Genomic DNA, 19409 nt, shown 5'->3' with positions numbered 1-19409 from the left:
GGGCGTGGCGCGCTGGGCGTGGCGCGCTGGGCGTGGCGACGCCACGGAGATCCATCAATAACGCCCTGAATGCGGTTTACTCCGACGACGAACGATCGACAGGCACGGGACAGCACATCACGGTCACCGGACGGACACCCGACAGGCACCCGACGGACACCGGACCGCCACGGGAGTGCCACCATGCGGTGCACGTGGCCGAAAAGCTGTTGACGGACATTGGCGGGCGGTCGGCAACGACCGGTAGTGTTCGACATTGCCGAACGTTGGTGGTTCCTTCGCGTACGGCGGTCATGAAGGGGACGGAGGCAGGACGGCGATGGCACGGAACATCCAGTCGCTCGAACGGGCGGCCGCGATGCTGCGGCTGCTCGGCGGCGGCGAGCGACGGCTCGGCCTGTCGGACATCGCCTCGTCGCTGGGCCTCGCCAAGGGCACGGCCCACGGCATACTGCGCACGCTCCAGCAGGAGGGCTTCGTCGAGCAGGACGACGCGTCGGGGCGCTACCAGCTGGGGGCCGAGCTGCTGCGGCTCGGGACCACCTATCTCGACGTCCACGAGCTGCGGGCCCGCGCCCTGGTCTGGACGGACGACCTGGCCCGGTCCAGCGGCGAGAGCGTCCACCTCGGGGTGCTGCACCTGCAGGGCGTGCTGATCGTGCACCACGTCTTCCGGCCCGACGACAGCCGGCAGGTCCTGGAGATAGGGGCCATGCAGCCACTGCACTCCACCGCCCTCGGCAAGGTCCTCTCGGCGTACGACCCGGTGGCGCACAGCGAGGTCCTGGAGGGCGAGCGCAAGGCGTTCACCGAGCGGACCGTCTGCACCCTGGACGACTTCGAGGGCGTCCTGGACATCACCCGCGCGCGCGGGTACGCGGCCGACGTCGAGGAGACCTGGGAGGGCGTCGCGTCCATCGCCGCGCCCATCCACGACCGGCGGCGCATGCCCGTGGGTGCGGTAGGCATCACCGGCGCCGTGGAGCGCCTGTGCCGCGAGGGCGAGCTGCGCCCCGAGCTGATCGCGGCCGTACGGGACTGTGCCCGCGCGGTGTCGCGGGACCTGGGCGCGGTGCGGTTCTGACGGGCGCCACCTGACACGGCGAAGGCCGGGACACGTCACGGTGTCCCGGCCTTCGCCGTGTGCCTGGCCGTCGCCTTCGCCTTACTCCTGACCGTGCGCCTTCGCCTTGCCCCCGGCCGTCGCCTCCGCCGTGTGCCTGGCCGTCGCCTCTGCCGTGTGCCTGGCCGTTGCCTCCGCCCACCTCCTGACCGTGCGCCTCAGCCGTCTGCGCGTGCGCGTCAGGTGCCCGCGTGGGCACCCATAGCAGCCATCCCAAGATCGACCGGCCCGTTCGATCAATAACGATCGTGTTTTCGACAACACAACTCTTGACGCACCTGTAACGCCGGGGCAAGACTCCCGTCCATCGGTCGACATTGTCGAACACCTACCGGCAATACGCGTTAGAGTGTGACAACGCCACGGGCCGAACTCTTTCCCCTGGACGAAGGACAAAGGAGTCGCGGGTGTCCAGCTCCGACATCTTCATCGGCGAGACCATCGGTACCGCCATACTCATCCTGCTCGGCGGTGGCGTGTGCGCCGCCGTCACGCTGAAGGCCTCCAAGGCCCGTAACGCCGGTTGGCTCGCCATCACCTTCGGGTGGGGTTTTGCCGTTCTGACGGCCGTCTACACCTCGGCGCCGCTCTCCGGCGCCCACCTGAACCCGGCCGTGACCCTCGCGCTCGCGCTGAAGAAGAACGGCATCGAGTGGAGCCAGGTCCCGACCTACTGGGGCGGGCAGCTGCTCGGCGCCATGATCGGTGCCGCTCTGGTCTGGGTCGCCTACTACGGCCAGTTCCACGCCCACCTCACCGACAAGGAGATCGTCGGCGGTCCGGGCGCGGAGACCACCAAGGCCAAGGCGGTCGAGGCCCGGGAGGCCGGTGCGGGTCCCGTGCTCGGCATCTTCTCCACCGGTCCCGAGATCCGCGTCGTGTGGCAGAACCTCGCCACCGAGATCATCGGCACCGTGGTCCTGGTCCTGGCGATCCTCACGCAGGGCATGAACGGCGAAGGCAAGGGTCTCGGCACCATCGGCGCCCTGATCACCGCGCTCGTCGTGGTCTCGATCGGTCTCTCCCTCGGCGGCCCGACCGGCTACGCGATCAACCCGGCCCGCGACCTCGGTCCGCGTATCGTGCACGCCCTCCTGCCCCTGCCCAACAAGGGCGGCTCCGACTGGAGCTACGCCTGGATCCCGGTGGCCGGTCCCCTGATCGGCGCCGCCATCGCTGCAGGCATCTACAACGTCGCATTTGCTTAGGAGCACCGAGCCGCGCTTCCGCGAGGCACCGTTCTCGCGGAACGCTCAGCACGCGCCGTACGTATCGCCCGTTGACCAGTTGACTTCCAGGAGCACACCGTGACCGACGCCCACACCGCCGGGCCGTTCATCGCCGCCATCGACCAGGGCACCACCTCCAGCCGCTGCATCGTCTTCGACCGCGACGGACGCATCGTCTCCGTCGACCAGAAGGAGCACGAGCAGATCTTCCCCAAGCCGGGCTGGGTCGAGCACAACGCCAACGAGATCTGGACCAACGTCCAGGAAGTCGTCGCCGGGGCCATCCAGAAGGCCGGCATCACCCGCGACGACATCAAGGCCATCGGCATCACCAACCAGCGCGAGACCACTCTCCTCTGGGACAAGAACACCGGTGAGCCCGTCCACAACGCCATCGTCTGGCAGGACACCCGCACCGACGCGCTCTGCAGGGAGCTGGGCCGCAACGTCGGCCAGGACCGCTTCCGCCGCGAGACCGGCCTGCCGCTGGCGAGCTACTTCGCCGGCCCGAAGGCCCGCTGGCTGCTGGACAACGTCGAGGGCCTGCGCGAGCGCGCCGAGGCCGGCGACATCCTCTTCGGCACCATGGACACCTGGGTCATCTGGAACCTGACGGGCGGTGTCGACGGCGGCAAGCACTACACCGACGTCACCAACGCCTCCCGCACCATGCTGATGAACCTGCACACCCTGGAGTGGGACGAGAAGATCGCCGAGTCCATCGGCGTCCCCCTGTCGATGCTCCCGGAGATCCGCTCCTCCGCCGAGGTGTACGGCGAGATCACCGGCGGCAGCCTGGGCGAGCTGCTCGGCGGCATCCCGGTCGCCTCCGCGCTCGGCGACCAGCAGGCCGCCCTGTTCGGCCAGACCTGTTTCGCCGAGGGCGAGGCCAAGTCGACGTACGGCACCGGCACGTTCATGCTGATGAACACCGGCGACAAGATCATCAACTCGTACTCGGGCCTGCTGACCACCGTCGGCTACCGCATCGGCGACGACGCTCCGGTCTACGCCCTCGAGGGCTCGATCGCCGTCACCGGTTCGCTGGTGCAGTGGATGCGCGACCAGATGGGGCTCATCTCCACCGCCGCCGAGATCGAGACGCTGGCGCTCTCGGTCGAGGACAACGGCGGCGCGTACTTCGTGCCGGCCTTCTCCGGTCTGTTCGCCCCCTACTGGCGCTCCGACGCCCGCGGTGTGATCGCCGGTCTGACCCGGTACGTCACCAAGGCGCACCTCGCGCGTGCCGTCCTGGAGGCCACCGCCTGGCAGACCCGTGAGATCACCGACGCCATGACCAAGGACTCGGGTGTGGAGCTCGCGGCCCTCAAGGTCGACGGCGGCATGACCTCCAACAACCTGCTGATGCAGACGCTCTCGGACTTCCTGGACGCCCCCGTGGTGCGTCCGATGGTCGCCGAGACGACCTGCCTCGGCGCCGCCTACGCCGCCGGTCTCGCCGTCGGCTTCTGGACCAGCACCGACGACCTGCGCGCCAACTGGCGCCGGGCCGCCGAGTGGACCCCGAACATGGACGCGGAGAAGCGCGACCGTGAGTACAAGAGCTGGCTCAAGGCCGTCGAGCGGTCCATGGGCTGGCTCGAAGACGAGAACTGACGAGAGCTGAGACGAGCCGCAGAAGGCTCCGACACACCCTCCGATGAGGAGTAAGAACCCGACATGACCAGTCAGTCCACCCTGCAAGCCCTGCCTGCCCTGGGGACGCGCCCGGCGTCCGGCTCGAACCCGAGCCGTGCCGAGACCCGGGAGCAACTCTCCAAGGCGTCGTACGACCTTCTCGTGATCGGCGGCGGCATCCTGGGCATCTCCACCGCCTGGCACGCCGCGCAGTCCGGGCTCAGGGTGGCGCTGGTCGACGCCGGCGACTTCGCCGGTGCCACCTCCTCCGCCTCCTCCAAGCTGCTCCACGGCGGTCTGCGTTATCTGCAGACCGGCGCGGTGAAGCTGGTGGCGGAGAATCACTTCGAGCGCCGTGCGGTCTCCCGCCAGGTGGCCCCCCATCTGGCGAACCCGCTCACCTTCTACCTCCCCGTGTACAAGGGCGGGCCGCACGGCGCGGCGAAGCTCGGGGCGGGCGTCTTCGCCTACTCCGCGCTCTCCGCGTTCGGTGACGGTGTGGGCCACCTGCTGTCGCCGTCGAAGGCCGCGCAGGACGTGCCCGAGCTGCGCACCGACAATCTGAAGGCCGTGGCCGTGTACGGCGACGACCAGATGAACGACTCCCGGATGGCGCTGATGACGGTCCGCGCGGCCGTCGAGTCCGGCGCCGTCGTGCTGAACCACGCCGAGGTCACCGGGCTGCGCTTCACCAAGGGCCGGGTGACCGGTGCCGAGTTGCGCGACCGGCTCTCCGGCGACGAGTTCGGGGTCGGCGCCCGGCTGGTGCTGAACGCGACCGGGCCGTGGGTCGACCACCTGCGCCGGATGGAGAACCCGGACGCGGCTCCGTCCATCCGCCTGTCCAAGGGCGCGCACCTCGTGCTGAAGCGGACGTCTCCGTGGAAGGCCGCGCTGGCCACCCCCATCGACAAGTACCGCATCACCTTCGCCCTCCCCTGGGAGGACATGCTGCTCCTCGGTACGACCGACGAGGTCTACGAGGGCGACCCGGCGGACGTCGCGGTCACCGAGAAGGACACGGCCCAGATACTCGACGAGGCCGCGTTCTCGATCCGCGACCAGCAGCTCGACCGTGACCTGATCACGTACTCCTTCGCGGGTCTGCGGGTGCTGCCGGGCGGCCCCGGCGACACCGCCAAGGCCAAGCGCGAGACGGTCGTCACCGAGGGCCGGGGCGGCATGCTGTCCGTCGCGGGCGGCAAGTGGACGACGTTCCGGCACATCGGCCGCACGATCATGAAGAAGCTTGAGGCGCTGCCGGGGCATCCGCTGGGTGAGGACTTCGAGCCGGTCTCCAGGCTGCCGAAGAAGCTGCCGCTGCCGGGGGTCGCCAACCCGCGGGCGGTCGCCCACCGGCTGCTCGTCGACCGGCCGGCGCCTGGTCCCCGTATGGGTGCCGACACCGCGCGGCACCTCGCCACGCACTATGGTTCGCTGGCCTTCGACATCGCCCGCCTGGCCAATGAGAACCCCGAGTTGGGCGAGCGTGTCCACGCCGATGCGCCGGAGATCTGGGCGCAGGTCGTCTATGCCCGTGACACCGAGTGGGCCGAGACGGTCGATGACGTGCTGCGTCGGCGGACGACGCTGACGATACGGGGGCTGGCGACGGACGAGGTCCGGGCGAAGGTGAAGGATCTGCTCGACAAGAAGTGACCGGGTTTCGGGCCGGCCTCTTCCCCTGACCGGGGTCGGCACCGTGCGGTAGGGGCGGCTCCATGGCGATGGAGCCGCCTCTTCCGCGTGAGGGGATCGCTTCCTCACCACCCTCGACGAGGCCGCGGCCTTGGCCGATCTGGAGGCTTTGGCCTGATAGAGCCCCCATAATGGCCTGAGACATCGGATGTCTGAACGACTGGGAGGGGCCCACCATGGCAGTCACCGACGAGGCGATCGAGAAGATCAAAGACATGATCGTCTCCGGCGCGCTGCGGCCTGGCGACCGCCTCCCCAAGGAGAGCGAGCTGGCCGCCGATCTCGGCCTGTCCCGCAACTCCCTGCGCGAGGCGGTGCGCGCCCTGTCGCTGATCCGCATCCTGGACGTACGGCAGGGCGACGGCACGTATGTCACCAGCCTGGACCCCCAACTCCTCCTGGAGGCGATGAGTTTCGTCGTCGACTTCCACCGCGACGACACCGTCCTGGAGTTCCTCGCCGTACGCCGCATACTGGAGCCGGCGGCGACGGCGATGGCCGCCTCGAAGATCAGCGAGCAGCAACTGGACGCTTTGGCCGCCCAGTTGGACAAGCTCGGCACCGAGCCGTCGGTGGAGGAGCTGGTCGCCTGCGACCTGGAGTTCCACCGCGGCATCGTCCAGAGCTCCGGAAACTCCGTCCTCTGCTCCCTCCTTGACGGCCTGTCAGGCCCCACGACCCGCGCTCGCATCTGGCGCGGCCTGACCCAGGAGGACGCCGTCAGCCGCACCCTCCACGAACACCGAGCCATCCTCACCGCCCTCCGCGACCGCGACGCGGACGCCGCACGCTCCTGGGCGACGGTGCACATCGCGAGCGTGGAGCAGTGGCTTCGGTCGTCGCTGTGAGAAGTTGATCACTTGGGGCCTTCATGGCCGACGAGTGTTTCAGTCGTGCGATCGGGGCATTGATCCGTTCACTCCCCCGTGCAAGGGGGCTGCGGAGGCCCCCTGGGCACGCCGTAAGGTTGGGGCGTACGCGAGGGCACGTCGGAAGGAGGCGCTGGGTGATCGAGCTGGAGGGGGTTCCCGAGCTGATCGACCCAGTCATGGTGGCCGCGTTCGAGGGCTGGAACGACGCCGGCGACGCCGCCTCCGCGGCGGTCGCGCACCTGGACAGTGAATGGAAGGGCGAGGTGTTCGCGGCGCTGGACGCCGAGGACTACTACGACTTCCAGGTGAACCGGCCGACGGTGTGGCTGGACGGCGGTGTGCGGAAGGTCACCTGGCCGACGACAAGGTTGTCGGTGGTCAGGGTCGGCGGTGACAAGCCCCGCGATCTCGTACTCGTCCGAGGCATCGAACCGTCGATGCGCTGGCGCTCGTTCTGCAACGAGCTGCTGGGCTTCGCCCATGAGCTGGGCGTGGAGCTGGTGGTGATCCTGGGAGCGCTGCTCGGCGACACCCCGCACACGCGTCCGGTCCCGGTCAGCGGTGTCACGTCCGACCCGGATCTGGCGCAGCGGATGGACCTGGAGGAGACCAAGTACGAGGGCCCCACGGGCATCGTCGGCATCCTCCAGGAGGCGTGCACGCACGCCGGCGTTCCGGCTGTGTCGCTGTGGGCCGCCGTGCCGCACTATGTGTCGCAGCCGCCGAACCCGAAGGCGACGCTGGCCCTCCTCAACCGGCTGGAGGACCTGATCGACGTGCGCATCCCACTGGGCGAGCTGCCCGACGACGCGCGCGCCTGGCAGGTGGGAGTGGACCAGCTGGCCGCCGAGGACAGCGAGGTCGCGGAGTACGTGCAGACGCTGGAGGAGGCCCGGGACACCGCGGAGCTGCCCGAGGCATCGGGAGAGGCGATCGCCCGCGAGTTCGAGCGGTATCTGCGGCGCCGTGACGGTGGCCCCGCGGGCGGCCCCGCCGGTTCACCGGGGGGGCACGCCACGGCTGACGGGGGTGACACGGGATCCGGCGCGTGGAACCCGAAGGACAACCCCGGTGGTCGTACGCGGCCGCCGAAGCCGCCGAAGCCCGAGGCCGGTCCCGAGACCGAGCCTGAGGCCGAGCCTGGGGCCGAGCCTGGGGCCGAGCCTGGGGCCGAGGACGAGGATTCGTCGGACGGCTGAGACCCGGGTCCCGGCGGGAGATGCTGCGCTGCAGCCGCACCCGAGGATCCGTCGTGGCTGATCGCGTGGTTCCCCGCGCCCCTGGAGCAGTACAGGGCGCGGGGGACGGCACAGCGTCTACATGACATGCCTCTTCACTGCCACCACCGCGTAGGTCGTGTCCGGGGTCGGGGTCGTCGTGAAGCGTGCGTTGGGCAGGTAGAGGCGGTTCTTGAAGACGGCGGCCGTCGTCGGTACGTCGAAGTCCGAGTCCGTGAGGCGGCCCTCGAAGATGCCGCTGCGGCCGTCCTCGGCGAGCTTGAACACATCGATCACGTTCTGGCGGTTCTGGACCACGTACAGACGCCGCCCGAGGAGCAGCAGGCCGTCGCCGTTGGTGAGAGGCGCAGCGTCCCCGAGGTCGACGAGTTCCGTGACCCCCGTCCTGGGGTCGACCCGGTGCAGGCCGCCGGCGCCGGACTGTACGACCAGCAGGGCCCTGCCGTCCGGGGTGCCGGTGATGCCGTTGGCGTTGACCACCTCGCCGGGGGTCTGGGCCCAGTCGCCGCTCAGGGTGAGCGTCACGACCTCGTCGGCGTCCGGCAGCCCGCCGTGGCGGCCGAGCGGCAGAGCGTAGAGGGCGGGCTGGAACGAGTCGGTGAACCAGGCGGCGCGCGGGGTGAGGAAGACGTCGTTGGCGAAGGTCGGCGTCTTGGTGGTGAGCACGTACGACGCGATGATCTCGCCGGAGCGCACGTCCACCACCCGGGCGCCCTGACCGCGCCCGGCGACGAACAGCCGCCCCCGGCCGTCGAGTTTGAGCCCGACGGAGGGCGTACCGGGGCCCGCGGAGATGATGCCGCCCGTGCCGGTGCGCAGGTCGGCGCGGTAGATCGAGCCGTCGCCGAGCGAGCCCAGGTAGGCGTACGGGCCGCCGCCGATGGTGATGCCCTCGGGGCGGAAGCCGTTGGGGAGCGGGATGAGGTCCGGCCAGGTGCGCTCGGGCGCCGCCGAAGCGGTCGCGGCCGAGGAACCGACGAGGAGCGCGCCGGCGGTGGCGGCGGATGTCGTGAGCAGTCCGCGCCGACTGATGTGACGAGCGGAGGAGGATTGCGGGGGTGCCACTGTTCGTCCCTTCCACGAAGGGACCGGCAGCTGGCCGGTCCGGCTTTCAACTGACGTCTGTCACACCATCACATGCCGACTGACCTCGCAGCCCTTCGCCATTCGATCGACAGCCCCATGACAGCCCCATGACGATTTCTGGCCGGATGGTGGCGTCATGTCTCTTTCCACCCCGGAGAGGGTTCCGTGTGAGACGAAGGAGCGCTTCCTCCGGGCGGAGGAAGCGCCCCACTGCTCGCATCACATGTGACACGTGTGACGTCTACGACGCCTGTGCAGAGTCGTTACTTCAAAAAACCACGCTTTGAAGGACCACGCTTCACAGGGCCACGCCGAGGAGGGCGTCCACGGCACGCGACACGACGCCGGGCGCACCCTCGTCCGTACCGCCCTGATCCAGCTGGAGCGCGGCCCAGCGGTCGACTGCGGCGAGCGCGGCCGGGGCGTCGAGGTCGTTCACGAGAGCCTCGCGGATCTCCTCGACGAGTGCCTCGGCGGACGGTCCGTCGGGGCGGGAGACGGCGGCGCGCCACCGGCCGAGCCGTGCCACGGCGTCCTGGAGCACCTGGTCGGTCCACTCCCAGTCGGCCCGGTAGTGGTGCGCGAGCAGCGCGAGCCGTATCGCGGCCGGGTCGACCCCGTCGCGGCGCAGCTTGGAGACGAAGACGAGGTTGCCCTTGGACTTCGACATCTTCTCGCCGTGCAGCGCGACCATGCCGGCGTGGACATACGCCTTGGCCATGGGGAACTCGCCGGTCAGCGCCTGCGCGTGCGAGGCGCCCATCTCGTGGTGCGGGAAGGCGAGGTCGGAGCCGCCGCCCTGGATGTCGAAGCCCATGCCGAGATGGTCGAGGGCGATGGCGACACACTCGATGTGCCAGCCGGGGCGACCGCGCCCGAGCGAGCCGCCGTCCCAACTGGGCTCGCCCTCCCGCGCGGCCATCCACAGCATCGGGTCGAGCGGGTTCTTCTTCCCGGACCGGTCGGGGTCGCCGCCGCGCTCGGCGGACAGCAGCCGCATCGCGGCGGCGTCGAGGCCCGAGACCTTGCCGAAGTCGGGGTCGGCCTCGACGGAGAAGTAGATGTCGCCTTCGAGTTCGTACGCGGCGCCGGCGTCGCGGAGCCGCTCGACGAGCGGAACGATGCCCGGGATGGCCTCCACGGCGCCGATGTACTCCCGCGGCGGGAGCATCCGCAGGGCGGTCATGTCCTCACGGAAGAGGGCGGTCTCCTTCTCGGCGAGGGCCACCCAGTCGATGCCGTCGCGCTCGGCCCGCTCAAGGAGCGGGTCGTCGACGTCCGTCACGTTCTGGACGTAGTGAACCTGCCGCTTGGTGTCGAGCCACACGCGCTGTACGAGGTCGAACGCGTTGTAGGTCGCCGCGTGACCGATGTGGGTGGCGTCGTACGGGGTGATACCGCAGACGTAGATACGGGCGACGGGACCGGGGTCGAGGGTGACGAGCCCATCGGTCGCGGTGTCGTGGATCCTCAGGTCGCGGCCCTTGCCAGGCAGGACGGGGACCTCAGAAGCGGGCCAGGCATGCATGTACATGAGCCTAACCCGATCCCTGCGGGGCTAAGCGGGGTGCCCTGTTACTCGGGGGTATGACCGGGGCCGGGGCGCATGTCGCTCACACCGGCGGCCACGGGATCGCCGGCCAGTCGCCGCTCGGCTCCGGGTGCCGGCCGCTCCTGAGCATGGCGGCGACCCGCTCCCTCGTGGCGTCCAGCTCGGTGTCGGTGATCAGGTCGGACAGCTTCGCCGCCAGCGCCCCCTGCGCGCCGAGCGCGTCCCGCAACCGTCCCAGCACCTCGACGGCCTCCTCGGTGAGCGGCTCGCCGGCCCACCCCCACAGCAGGGTCCGCAGCTTGTTCTCGACGTTGAAGCTCACCCCGTGGTCGATGCCGTAGAGCCGTTCCCCGGCGGCCGGCAGCAGATGGCCGCCCTTGCGGTCGGCGTTGTTGATGACGGCGTCGAGCACGGCGAGGCGCCGCAGCCGCCGGTCGTCGGCGTGCACGAGGAGTGCGGTCTTCCCGTCGCCGACCTCGGCGAACCCGACGGCCTTCCAGCCCTCGCCGGCCTCCTCACCGTCCACCAGCGTGAGCAGCTCGGACCCGGGCTCCCCCTCGATCCACAGCTGGCACATGCCCTCGCCGTACGGCCCGTCGCGCAGCACTGTGGGCGGGACGAGCCCCCAGCCGGTCGCCTCGGACACCTCGTACGCGGCGACCTCCCGCTGGGCGAGCGTGCCGTCGGGGAAGTCCCACAGGGGTCTCTCCCCGGCGACGGGTTTGTAGACGCAGGCCGCCTCCCGGCCGTCGTGCGCGACCGAGCAGTACAGCACCGCGTTGGACGCCTCCCGTACGCGCCCGCGCACGGTCAACTCGCCCTCGGCGAGCAGTTCGGCCATGGGCATCGCAGAGGTCACGCCCCGCGGCGGTATCCGTTCTGGCGCGGACATACGTGTCCCTCCGGATCGAGCGGCAGACTGCACAGCGGGCACGGGGGCCGCCCCGCGTTGACGACGTCGAGGGCGCGCTTGGCGAAGGCCCGGGCCTGCGCGCCGGTGAGGCGGACACGGAGCATCGGCGGACCGTTCTCCTCGTCCTGGAGCATCCGCTCCTCCGCCTCGGCCAGATCCTCCTCGGACTCGGCGTCCAGCTCGACCAGGGCCTGGGCCTCGACGATCATGCGCTGCTCGTCGCCGTCCCAGGCCAGCGCCATGGTGCCGACCCGGAACTCCTCCTCGACGGGGGCCTCCAGCGGCGCCGTGTCCGACACCTCGGTGGGCGCTACGGCCGGCACCGGGGCACTGCCGCCGCTGCGCCGTACGACCTCGTCGAGGAGTTCGTCCATGCGCTCGGCGAGAGCGGCGACCTGGGTCTTCTCCAGGGACACGCTGGTGACGCGTTGACCTGAGGCGGCCTGAAGGAAAAAGGTCCGGCGCCCGGGCAGCCCGACCGTACCGGCCACGAAACGGTCCGGGGGGTCGTAGAGGAACACCTGACGGGACACGTCCTGTCTCCATTGGAATCGACGTCGGGGCCGGTCGCTCCGACCGCTGACTGTTCAGCGCCGTCGCGACCGCTTCACCCTACTGCGGTTGACGATCACGGTGCCCCCGCACCGCCCCCGACCGCTGCGTCGTCGCTCGGGGGCTCCTCGCGCGGCGCCAGGGACGCGAAATCCCCGGTGTCGCCGAGGCGGACGAGAAACGGCCTCAGTCGTGTGTAACGGATCGCGGTGATGGAACACGGTTCGACAGAGATCCGCTGGAAGAGGTCCAGATGAAGTCCGAGTGCGTCCGCCACGAGCGACTTGATGATGTCGCCGTGCGAGCACATCAGATACACGGCGTCGGCCCCGTGCTCGCGCTCCACCCGCGCGTTCCACTCCCGTACCGCCTCCGCGGCCCGGTGCTGCATGGCCCGCATCGACTCGCCGCCGGGGAACGCGGCCGCCGTCGGATGCGCCTGTACGACCTGCATCAGCGGCTCGTCCGCCAGCTCGGCGAGCTTGCGGCCGGACCAGTCGCCGTAGTCGCACTCGCCGATGCGGTCGTCGGTGTGCGGGCCGAGTTCGGGCCGGGCGTCGAGGAGGGGGCGAATCGTTTCCTGACAGCGCTGGAGCGGGCTGGTGACGACCTCGGAGATCGGCAGCCCGGCGAGACGGCCGGGCAGTTCCGCGGCCTGCGCCGCGCCTCGCTCGTCGAGCGCGACACCGGGGGTCCACCCGGCGAGCACTCCCTCGGTGTTGGCGGTGGAACGTCCGTGCCGGACAAGGATCAACGTGGGCATGCGGCCCAGCCTAGACGCCCGCCGGACGGCCTCTTCCGGCCCTGTGGACAAGTGCGGCGGAGAGCCGTGGAGACGGATGGGATGCATCCCGCGCCCGGCGGGGAAAGGATGCTCCCGGCGAAAGGAACCCCTTGTGATCGTCGACTGCGCCGTCTACCACGACGGCCACCGCACCGAGGGGCCCGACGACCTCTCCGACGCCCTGGCCGCCGCCCGCGCCTCCGGCGGCTTCGTGTGGATCGGCCTGCACGAGCCGACGGAAAAGGAGTTCGCCCTCGTCACCGAGGAGTTCGCGCTGCATCCGCTGGCCGTCGAGGACGCCCTCAAGGCCCACCAGCGGCCCAAGCTGGAGGTGTACGACGACTCGCTGTTCATGGTCCTCAAGCCGGTCGTGTACGAACCGGCCAGCGACACCGTGACCTCCAGCGAGGTCATGGTCTTCCTCGGCCACGCCTTCGTCGTGACCGTCCGCCACGGCCGGGGCGCACCCCTGAGCGTCGTACGCCGGCGCCTGGAGCAGGAGCCGGAACTCCTCGGCAAGGGGCCCACATCCGTGCTGTACGCGATCACCGACGCCACCGTCGACCACTATCTGGACGTGGCGACCGAACTCCAGACCGACCTGGAGGAACTGGAGGCGGAGGTCTTCTCCCCCGACGTCGGCGGCTCACGGAACACCGCCTCCCGGATCTACACCTTCAAACGCCAGGTCCTCGAGTTCCGCCGGGCCACCGGACCCCTCGCCGCACCGCTCGTCCGGCTCTCGGGCACGGCCGGCCACAACACCGCGGTGCCCTTCGTCGACGAGAAGGCCCAGCCCTTCTTCCGTGACGTCAACGACCACCTCACCCGCGTCAACGAGTCCGTCGAGGGCCTGGACCGGCTGGTCTCCGACATCCTCTCCGCGCACCTGGCGCAGATGAGCGTCCGACAGAACGACGACATGCGGAAGATCTCCGCCTGGGCGGCCATGGCAGCGATCCCCACCATGGCCGCCGGCGTCTACGGCATGAACTTCGAGCACATGCCCGAACTCGACTGGGTGTGGTCGTACCCCGCGCTGATGGCGCTGATGGCCGTGACGGAGATGCTGGTGTACCGGCTCTTCAAGCGCCGGGGCTGGCTGTGACCGGCGTGGCCGTCGGGTGGACCCGTGCCTCAGGCGAACTCGGGTGCCGCCGTCGCCGGTCCGCCCAGCGCGTCACGGCGCTCCGGCATCGTCAGTGAGACCATGCGTCGCCAGCCGAAGGCCCGCTCGTACGCGTACACGGCGCGGATGCCCGCGGCGAGGACCATCGCCCTGGCCTTCGGCCAGCCCAGGATGCGTCCCATGTGGTCCATGACGGCGAGGCTGACATCGCGGTGGACGGCGATCTCCGCGAGGGCGCACTCGCGCAGCGTCCGCTGAATGAGGCGGCCGTGTCCGGCGGCGGCGAAGCGCAGCAGTTCCTCGTGGGTGTAGGCGAGATGGTTGTCCTCGTCGTCGGAGATCATCCGGACGGCCTTGCCCATGTCGGGGTGGCCCTCGAAGTGCTCGCGGAGCATCAGCATCTGGTCGGCGGCCCGCTGTTCGGTGACCCGGCTGTGCGACAGGTACACGATGATGTCCCGCACCGTGAGCGGCTCGTCGGCCTTCAGCTTCTCGTGCGAGAGGCCGATGCCGCCGCGCTCCAGGAGCATGGTGTAGTCGGTCTCGGGCGGGACCTCCACAGGGTCGAGGCCGCGCTTCTTCATGAGGGCGTTGAAGATCCGCCCGTGTTTGTCCTCGTCGGCGCCGTGCCGGGTGATCTTGGGCGCGAGTGCGCGCTCGCTCCGCGGGACGAGCGCGGCGATGCGCGCGTTCTCCCAGCCGCCCTGCGACTCCCCGCCGGCGGCGATGGAGCAGAACAGTCGGAACGACTCGTCGTTGTCGACGATTTCCTGGAACAGACTCTTGGCCGAAAGCATCTGAGGCACCTCTCTGCAGGGTTCCCGCAGAAAACGAGTCAAATGGGGTACCAGGAGCCAGGCAACAGCTGTGTCGGACAAATCCGCCGAACGAAGGACGCCGGGGGCGGCGTGGGCGCGTAACCGAGTGGGCCGTGCCGCGTTGTCCCCCGTGACGGCCGTGGCGGGGAAGACCCCCGAGCCCCCACCACGGCCGTAGTGCTTTGCGGTTCCTTCCGGTTCCTTTCCGGTTCCGCCGTTCGGGTTAGGCGAGCCCCGCCCGCTCCATGACCTCCGAGCCGGCCCGCAGCGAAGCGATCCGCTCGTCCAGCGTGAAGCCCGCCGGGGCGAGGGTGAGCGTGTTGACGCCGGCCTCGGCGTAGGCCTTCATCCGGTCGGCGATACGGTCCACGGAACCGAGCAGCGTCGTCTGGTCGATCAGCTCGTGCGGGATGGCGGCCGCGGCACCGGCCTTGTCGCCGGCCAGGTACTTGTCCTGGATCTCGGCGGCCTCCTTCTCGTAGCCCATGCGCTGGGCGAGCTGGTTGTAGAAGTTCTGCTTGCGGCTGCCCATACCGCCGACGTACAGCGCGGTGTACGGACGGAAGGTGTCGGCGAGCGTCGCCACGTCCTTGTCGTCGCCCAGGGCGATCGGGAGCGTCGGACAGATGTCGAAGCCGTCGAGGGTCTTGCCGGCCTTCTCGCGGCCCGCACGCAGGTGCTTGACGGCCGTGTCCTCCAGATGCGCGGCCGACGGGAAGATCAGAAGCGCGCCGTCGGCGATCTCACCGGTCTGCTCCAGGTTCTTCGGGCCGATCGCGGCGATGTACAGCGGGATGTGCTCGCGGGTCGGGTGCACGGTCAGCTTCAGCGGCTTGCCGGGGCCGCCGGGCAAGGGCAGCGTCCAGTGCTCACCCTCGTGCGACAGCCGCTCCCGGGTCATCGCCTTGCGGACGATCTCGACGTACTCGCGGGTGCGGGCCAGCGGCTTGTCGAACTTGACCCCGTACCAGCCCTCCGAGACCTGCGGTCCGGAGACACCTAGGCCGAGCCGGAAACGCCCGCCGGAGAGCGAGTCGAGCGTCGCGGCGGTCATCGCGGTCATCGCGGGCTGGCGGGCCGGGATCTGGAAGATGGCCGAGCCCACGTCGATGCGCTCGGTCTTGGCCGCGACCCAGGTGAGCACTGTCGCCGCGTCCGAGCCGTAGGCCTCGGCGGCCCAGCACACGGCGTATCCCAGCCGGTCGGCCTCCTGGGCCACGGCCAGGTTGTCCGCGTCCATTCCGGCACCCCAGTAGCCGAGGTTGATCCCGAGCTGCATGGCCTTCCCCTTACCCATCAGTAACGTCGCTTGTGGCGCCGACCCTACCCTTACGCTCCGCTGGGGGAGCGGGAGAGCGGGGGAGGCTGAGGTTGTCGGCCGGGCGCGGGTCGGCCGTGGTTGATCGCGCAGTTCCCACTCAGCCGCGCCCGGCCGACAACCTCAGCCTCCCGAGCTCCCCCGGCGTTGCGAGCGGAGCGCTTCCGTTGTCCACAGGCCACCACGTCGTGAACTCCGGCCAGTAATGTCGGCGTTCATGGAGCAGAGGCATCTCGGCCGTACCGGCCTGCGTGTGTCCCGGATCGGGCTCGGCACCCTGACGTGGGGCCGCGACTCGGACGAGCATGACGCCGCGGACATGTTGAAGGTGTTCTGGGGGGCGGGCGGCACCCTCATCGACACGGCCGACGTGTACGGGGACGGCGAGGCCGAATATCTGCTCGGGCAGCTGATGGACGGGCTCGTGCCCCGCCGTGATCTGGTCATCTCCACGAAGGCCGGCAGCGTCCCGGACCCCGACCGCCGCTTCGACGGCTCCCGTGGCCATCTGCTCAACGCCCTGGACGCCTCCCTCGCCCGCCTCGGCACGGACTACGTCGACCTCTGGCACATCCACGCCTTCGACCCCGAGACCCCGCTCGACGAAACGCTCCAGGCCCTCGACCTGGCCGTCAGCAGCGGCCGCGCCCGGTACGCCGGAGTCTCCAACTTCTGCGGCTGGCAGCTCGCGAAGGCGGCCACCTGGCAGCTCGCGGCCCCCGGAATACGCACCCGGCTGGCCAGTACGCAGATGGAGTACTCCCTGTTGCAACGCGGCGTCGAGCGCGAGGTGCTGCCCGCCGCGCTGGACCTGGGCGTCGGTCTGCTCCCCTCCTCGCCGCTGGGCCGCGGGGTGCTGACCGCCAAGTACCGGCACATCACTCCGCCGGACTCGCGGGGCGGCTCGGAGCACATGGCCCCGTTCGTCGCGCCGTATCTCGACGAGACGGCGTGCGGCATCGTGGACGCGGTACAGACCGCCGCGGACGGCCTCGCCGTGACCCCGCTCCAGGTGGCCCTCGCCTGGGTCCGCGACCGGCCCGGCGTCGCCGCGCCCATCATCGGCGCGCGCAACGCCCTGCAGCTCACGGGCGCATTGTCAGTGGAGAGCCTTAGTCTTCCTGACGAGATCTGCCGGGCCCTCGACGACGTGTCGGCGCCCATACACCGCTATCCCGATCACGACTGGAGCACGCTGTGAGCACGGAGCCCGCGACCACGGAGTCGGACGAGCCGGGGGGACGGGGCGAGGGGGCCCCCACCGACGAGACTGCCAAGGCCGAGGGCACACCCGACGACCGGCCCACGTCCGACGAGGCGAGCACGGCCGACGACGGGGACGCGTCCTCCGAAGCCGACGACACGGAAGTCGGTGCCGGCACCGACGCCACCGAAGCCGCGCCCGAAATCTCCGAGGCTCAGGCCGAGTTGACGGCGCAGCGGTTGGAGCGGGAGCGGATCGAGCAGCGGAAGGCCGAGAAGAAGGGGCCGATCGCGAGCGGGGGCAGGCTCAGCGGGACGGCCGCCGACCTGCTGGCCGCCGTGCGGGCCGTGGAGGGTGGGCAGAAGCCCACGGCGACCGTGTTCGGCGGGCCGGAGCCCGCGCCGCGGCGGGCCGCGCCGGAGCCGGTGCGGCGGCCGCAGCCGGTGGCGCCGGCGGCCGGTGCGGCGGTGCCCTCCGGTGAGACCGTCGAGGCCGTGCGCGCGGTGCTGGCCGAGGGCGGCGCGCCCGAGGCGCTGGTGCCGCAGGTCGCCGAGGCGCTCGGCGACGCCGCGGGCGGTCGGCTGCGTGAGGATCCCTGGCAGTTGCTGCGCGTCCCCGGCGTGCGCCCGGAGCAGGCCGACGGGTTCGCCCGAGCACTGCTCGGCGCCGAGTGCGGCCCGGACGACGAGCGGCGGGGCCGGGCGGTCACCGTATGGCTCCTGGAGCAGGCGGCCGTCGCCGGGCACACGGCGCTGGAGGCCCCGGCCCTGGCCGCCGCGCTCGCCCAACGGTCCGTGCCCGACCCGGACTCGGCCGTCCAGAGCACCGTCGCCGAGGGCGAGGCCCTGGTCTTCCAGGATGCGCTGGACGACGCCCCGCCCGCCGCGGACGCCGAGGACGAGGAAGCGGAAGAGGTACGCCCGGTCCGCGTCCTGATCGGCCTGGAGCGTTACGCCCTGGCCGAGGAGAGCCTCGCGGACGGACTCGCCCGGGTCGTGAACTCGCTGCCCAAGGAGGACCCCACGGGCTGGGTCCCGGCGGTCGCGTCGGCGCCCCGGCCCGCCGCCGAGCTGATCCGCGCCGTCGCCGGACACGGGCTCGTGCTGCACACCGGCGGCGAGGCGGCCCGCGCCGAACCGGCGGCCCTGATCACGGCCGCGCGATCGCTCGGTCTGCGGGCGTACGCGGCGACGCACAGCGCGGACGGCGGGCGGCGGTTCGCCACCCGACTGGCCGGCGTGGAGGGCGGCGACGCCGCCGTGACGACCCTGGCCGGCCTGCTGTCCGGCGCCGAGGGACCCGGCCGGGACGGGGAGGGCGCGCTGGACCTCGACCTCCTCGTGGTCCTGGACGCGCCCCAGCTGGACGTCGAGACCGCCGCCGTGCTCGTGGAGTCGCTGCCCGACGGTGCCCGGCTGGTGCTCAGCGGCGATCCCGGGGTGCTGTGGTCCGCCGGGCCGGGGCGGGTCTTCGCGGATCTCCTCGCCGCCCGCACCTGCCCCCAGGTCGCCTCACGGACACCCGACCCGGGGCCCCTCGGCGAGCTGGTCTCGGGGATCGGGATCGGGGAGCTGAACCAGGTCGACGCGCCCGGCAAGGAGGTCGTCATCGTGCCGGTGCGGGACGCGGGTGAGGCGGTGCACCGGACCGCGCAGCTCGTCGTGGACTCCGTGCCGAGGGCCTTCGGCATCCCCGCCGACCAGGTGCAGGTGATCACCCCCGGCCATGGCGGCGCCGCCGGTACACGTGCGCTCAACATCGCGCTGAAGGAACGGCTGAATCCCGGCCCCGGCCGCTTCGGCGGCTTCGACCCGGGCGACCGTGTCGTCCACTCCCCCGCACCGGGCCGTACGACCCCCGGTCGCGTGGTCAAGGCCGACGCCGAGGGGCTGCACCTGGAGTGCGCGGGCACGGCCGTCGTCGTACCGAAGGAGCGGGTCGAGCAGAGCGTGCGACACGGCTGGGCACTGACCGCGCACCAGGCAGTGGGTCACCGCTGGCCGGCCGCCGTCGTGGTACTGCCGGGTGACGCCGCCCAGTCCCTCACCCGCCCCTGGGTCTACACAGCCTTCGGCCGCGCCGAACAACACCTCTCCGTCGTCCACGGCGTGGACCAGGCCCTCCCCCACGCGGTAGCCGAAACCCCCGCCAAGCCCCGCACCACCCGCCTACCCACCCTCCTGAAGACCCAGGTCCCCACGGAAAGCTGACAGCCGGCCCGCGCGCCCCGAAAGGGGCGCGGGGCTGTGTCAATT

The 19409-nt window shown here is 70.8% G+C and carries 16 protein-coding genes; 9 read left to right on the top strand and 7 right to left on the bottom strand.

Annotated features, from left to right (window positions below):
- The first annotated feature begins 319 nt into the window (after nucleotides 1-319).
- The 6 genes from I8N67_RS15640 to I8N67_RS15615 all read left to right on the top strand — a co-directional run bounded on the left by I8N67_RS15640 (nucleotide 320) and on the right by I8N67_RS15615 (nucleotide 7759).
- Nucleotides 320-1084, top strand: a complete 765-nt coding sequence (locus I8N67_RS15640; protein WP_200303706.1) for an IclR family transcriptional regulator — start codon at nucleotides 320-322, stop codon at nucleotides 1082-1084.
- Between the two features lie 446 nt (nucleotides 1085-1530).
- Nucleotides 1531-2331: an MIP/aquaporin family protein gene (locus I8N67_RS15635; protein ID WP_200303705.1), complete on the top strand. Its 801-nt coding sequence runs from the start codon at nucleotides 1531-1533 to the stop codon at nucleotides 2329-2331.
- 99 nt (nucleotides 2332-2430) lie between these two features.
- A complete protein-coding gene (glpK, locus tag I8N67_RS15630) occupies nucleotides 2431-3969 on the top strand; it encodes a glycerol kinase GlpK (RefSeq protein ID WP_200303704.1) in 1539 nt (512 codons plus the stop codon).
- A gap of 63 nt (nucleotides 3970-4032) precedes the next feature.
- Nucleotides 4033-5649, top strand: a complete 1617-nt coding sequence (locus tag I8N67_RS15625; protein ID WP_200303703.1) for a glycerol-3-phosphate dehydrogenase/oxidase — start codon at nucleotides 4033-4035, stop codon at nucleotides 5647-5649.
- A 215-nt stretch (nucleotides 5650-5864) separates the two neighbouring features.
- Nucleotides 5865-6536 carry a FadR/GntR family transcriptional regulator gene (locus I8N67_RS15620; RefSeq protein WP_200303702.1) on the top strand — a complete coding sequence of 224 codons (672 nt, stop codon included), beginning with the start codon at nucleotides 5865-5867 and terminating at the stop codon, nucleotides 6534-6536.
- Between the two features lie 158 nt (nucleotides 6537-6694).
- A complete protein-coding gene (locus tag I8N67_RS15615; RefSeq protein ID WP_200303701.1) occupies nucleotides 6695-7759 on the top strand; it encodes a PAC2 family protein in 1065 nt (354 codons plus the stop codon).
- A gap of 117 nt (nucleotides 7760-7876) precedes the next feature.
- Here I8N67_RS15615 and I8N67_RS15610 read toward each other — a convergent pair whose 3' ends face one another.
- The 5 genes from I8N67_RS15610 to I8N67_RS15590 all read right to left on the bottom strand — a co-directional run bounded on the left by I8N67_RS15610 (nucleotide 7877) and on the right by I8N67_RS15590 (nucleotide 12664).
- Nucleotides 7877-8863 carry an SMP-30/gluconolactonase/LRE family protein gene (locus I8N67_RS15610; RefSeq protein WP_200303700.1) on the bottom strand — a complete coding sequence of 329 codons (987 nt, stop codon included), beginning with the start codon at nucleotides 8861-8863 and terminating at the stop codon, nucleotides 7877-7879.
- Between the two features lie 319 nt (nucleotides 8864-9182).
- Entirely contained in the window at nucleotides 9183-10412 is a 1230-nt protein-coding gene (gene mshC, locus I8N67_RS15605) for a cysteine--1-D-myo-inosityl 2-amino-2-deoxy-alpha-D-glucopyranoside ligase (protein WP_200303699.1), read from the bottom strand.
- Nucleotides 10413-10497: 85 nt separating this feature from the next.
- Nucleotides 10498-11328, bottom strand: coding sequence for an SCO1664 family protein (locus I8N67_RS15600; protein WP_200303698.1), 831 nt, complete (start codon nucleotides 11326-11328; stop codon nucleotides 10498-10500).
- Complete coding sequence (locus I8N67_RS15595; protein WP_200303697.1) at nucleotides 11292-11882, bottom strand: DUF3090 domain-containing protein; 591 nt, start codon at nucleotides 11880-11882, stop codon at nucleotides 11292-11294. Before I8N67_RS15595 ends, I8N67_RS15600 begins: the two co-directional genes overlap by 37 nt.
- A 95-nt stretch (nucleotides 11883-11977) precedes the next feature.
- Entirely contained in the window at nucleotides 11978-12664 is a 687-nt protein-coding gene (locus tag I8N67_RS15590; protein WP_200303696.1) for a histidine phosphatase family protein, read from the bottom strand.
- 133 nt (nucleotides 12665-12797) lie between these two features.
- Between I8N67_RS15590 and corA the strand changes: the two genes are divergently transcribed.
- Entirely contained in the window at nucleotides 12798-13793 is a 996-nt protein-coding gene (gene corA, locus I8N67_RS15585; protein WP_200303695.1) for a magnesium/cobalt transporter CorA, read from the top strand.
- A 29-nt stretch (nucleotides 13794-13822) separates the two neighbouring features.
- Here corA and I8N67_RS15580 read toward each other — a convergent pair whose 3' ends face one another.
- Both I8N67_RS15580 and I8N67_RS15575 read right to left on the bottom strand, forming a co-directional pair.
- On the bottom strand, nucleotides 13823-14611 hold the full coding sequence (locus I8N67_RS15580; RefSeq protein ID WP_200303694.1) for a ferritin-like domain-containing protein: 789 nt from the start codon (nucleotides 14609-14611) through the stop codon (nucleotides 13823-13825).
- 244 nt (nucleotides 14612-14855) lie between these two features.
- Nucleotides 14856-15911, bottom strand: coding sequence for an LLM class F420-dependent oxidoreductase (locus tag I8N67_RS15575; RefSeq protein ID WP_200303693.1), 1056 nt, complete (start codon nucleotides 15909-15911; stop codon nucleotides 14856-14858).
- A 256-nt stretch (nucleotides 15912-16167) separates the two neighbouring features.
- Here I8N67_RS15575 and I8N67_RS15570 point away from each other — a divergent pair, with 256 nt between their 5' ends.
- Nucleotides 16168-17151, top strand: coding sequence for an aldo/keto reductase (locus I8N67_RS15570; protein ID WP_200303692.1), 984 nt, complete (start codon nucleotides 16168-16170; stop codon nucleotides 17149-17151).
- Nucleotides 17148-19364 carry a helix-hairpin-helix domain-containing protein gene (locus tag I8N67_RS15565; protein WP_200303691.1) on the top strand — a complete coding sequence of 739 codons (2217 nt, stop codon included), beginning with the start codon at nucleotides 17148-17150 and terminating at the stop codon, nucleotides 19362-19364. Before I8N67_RS15570 ends, I8N67_RS15565 begins: the two co-directional genes overlap by 4 nt.
- The last annotated feature ends 45 nt before the right edge of the window (nucleotides 19365-19409 follow it).

The organism is Streptomyces adelaidensis, assembly GCF_016598475.1.
GTDB lineage: Bacteria > Actinomycetota > Actinomycetes > Streptomycetales > Streptomycetaceae > Streptomyces > Streptomyces adelaidensis.
The sequence above is the reverse complement of the archived record's forward strand: the minus strand, read 5'-3'. Positions and strand labels throughout refer to the sequence as shown.

Bases quoted from the DNA above. Each gene is read 5' to 3' on its own strand.
- I8N67_RS15640 (WP_200303706.1), top strand. From the start codon at position 320: ATGGCACGGAACATCCAGTCGCTCGAACGGGCGGCCGCGATGCTGCGG.
- I8N67_RS15625 (WP_200303703.1), top strand. From the start codon at position 4,033: ATGACCAGTCAGTCCACCCTGCAAGCCCTGCCTGCCCTGGGGACGCGC.
- I8N67_RS15620 (WP_200303702.1), top strand. From the start codon at position 5,865: ATGGCAGTCACCGACGAGGCGATCGAGAAGATCAAAGACATGATCGTC.
- mshC (WP_200303699.1), bottom strand. From the start codon at position 10,412: ATGCATGCCTGGCCCGCTTCTGAGGTCCCCGTCCTGCCTGGCAAGGGC.
- I8N67_RS15600 (WP_200303698.1), bottom strand. From the start codon at position 11,328: ATGTCCGCGCCAGAACGGATACCGCCGCGGGGCGTGACCTCTGCGATG.
- I8N67_RS15590 (WP_200303696.1), bottom strand. From the start codon at position 12,664: ATGCCCACGTTGATCCTTGTCCGGCACGGACGTTCCACCGCCAACACC.
- I8N67_RS15580 (WP_200303694.1), bottom strand. From the start codon at position 14,611: ATGCTTTCGGCCAAGAGTCTGTTCCAGGAAATCGTCGACAACGACGAG.
- I8N67_RS15575 (WP_200303693.1), bottom strand. From the start codon at position 15,911: ATGCAGCTCGGGATCAACCTCGGCTACTGGGGTGCCGGAATGGACGCG.
- I8N67_RS15570 (WP_200303692.1), top strand. From the start codon at position 16,168: ATGGAGCAGAGGCATCTCGGCCGTACCGGCCTGCGTGTGTCCCGGATC.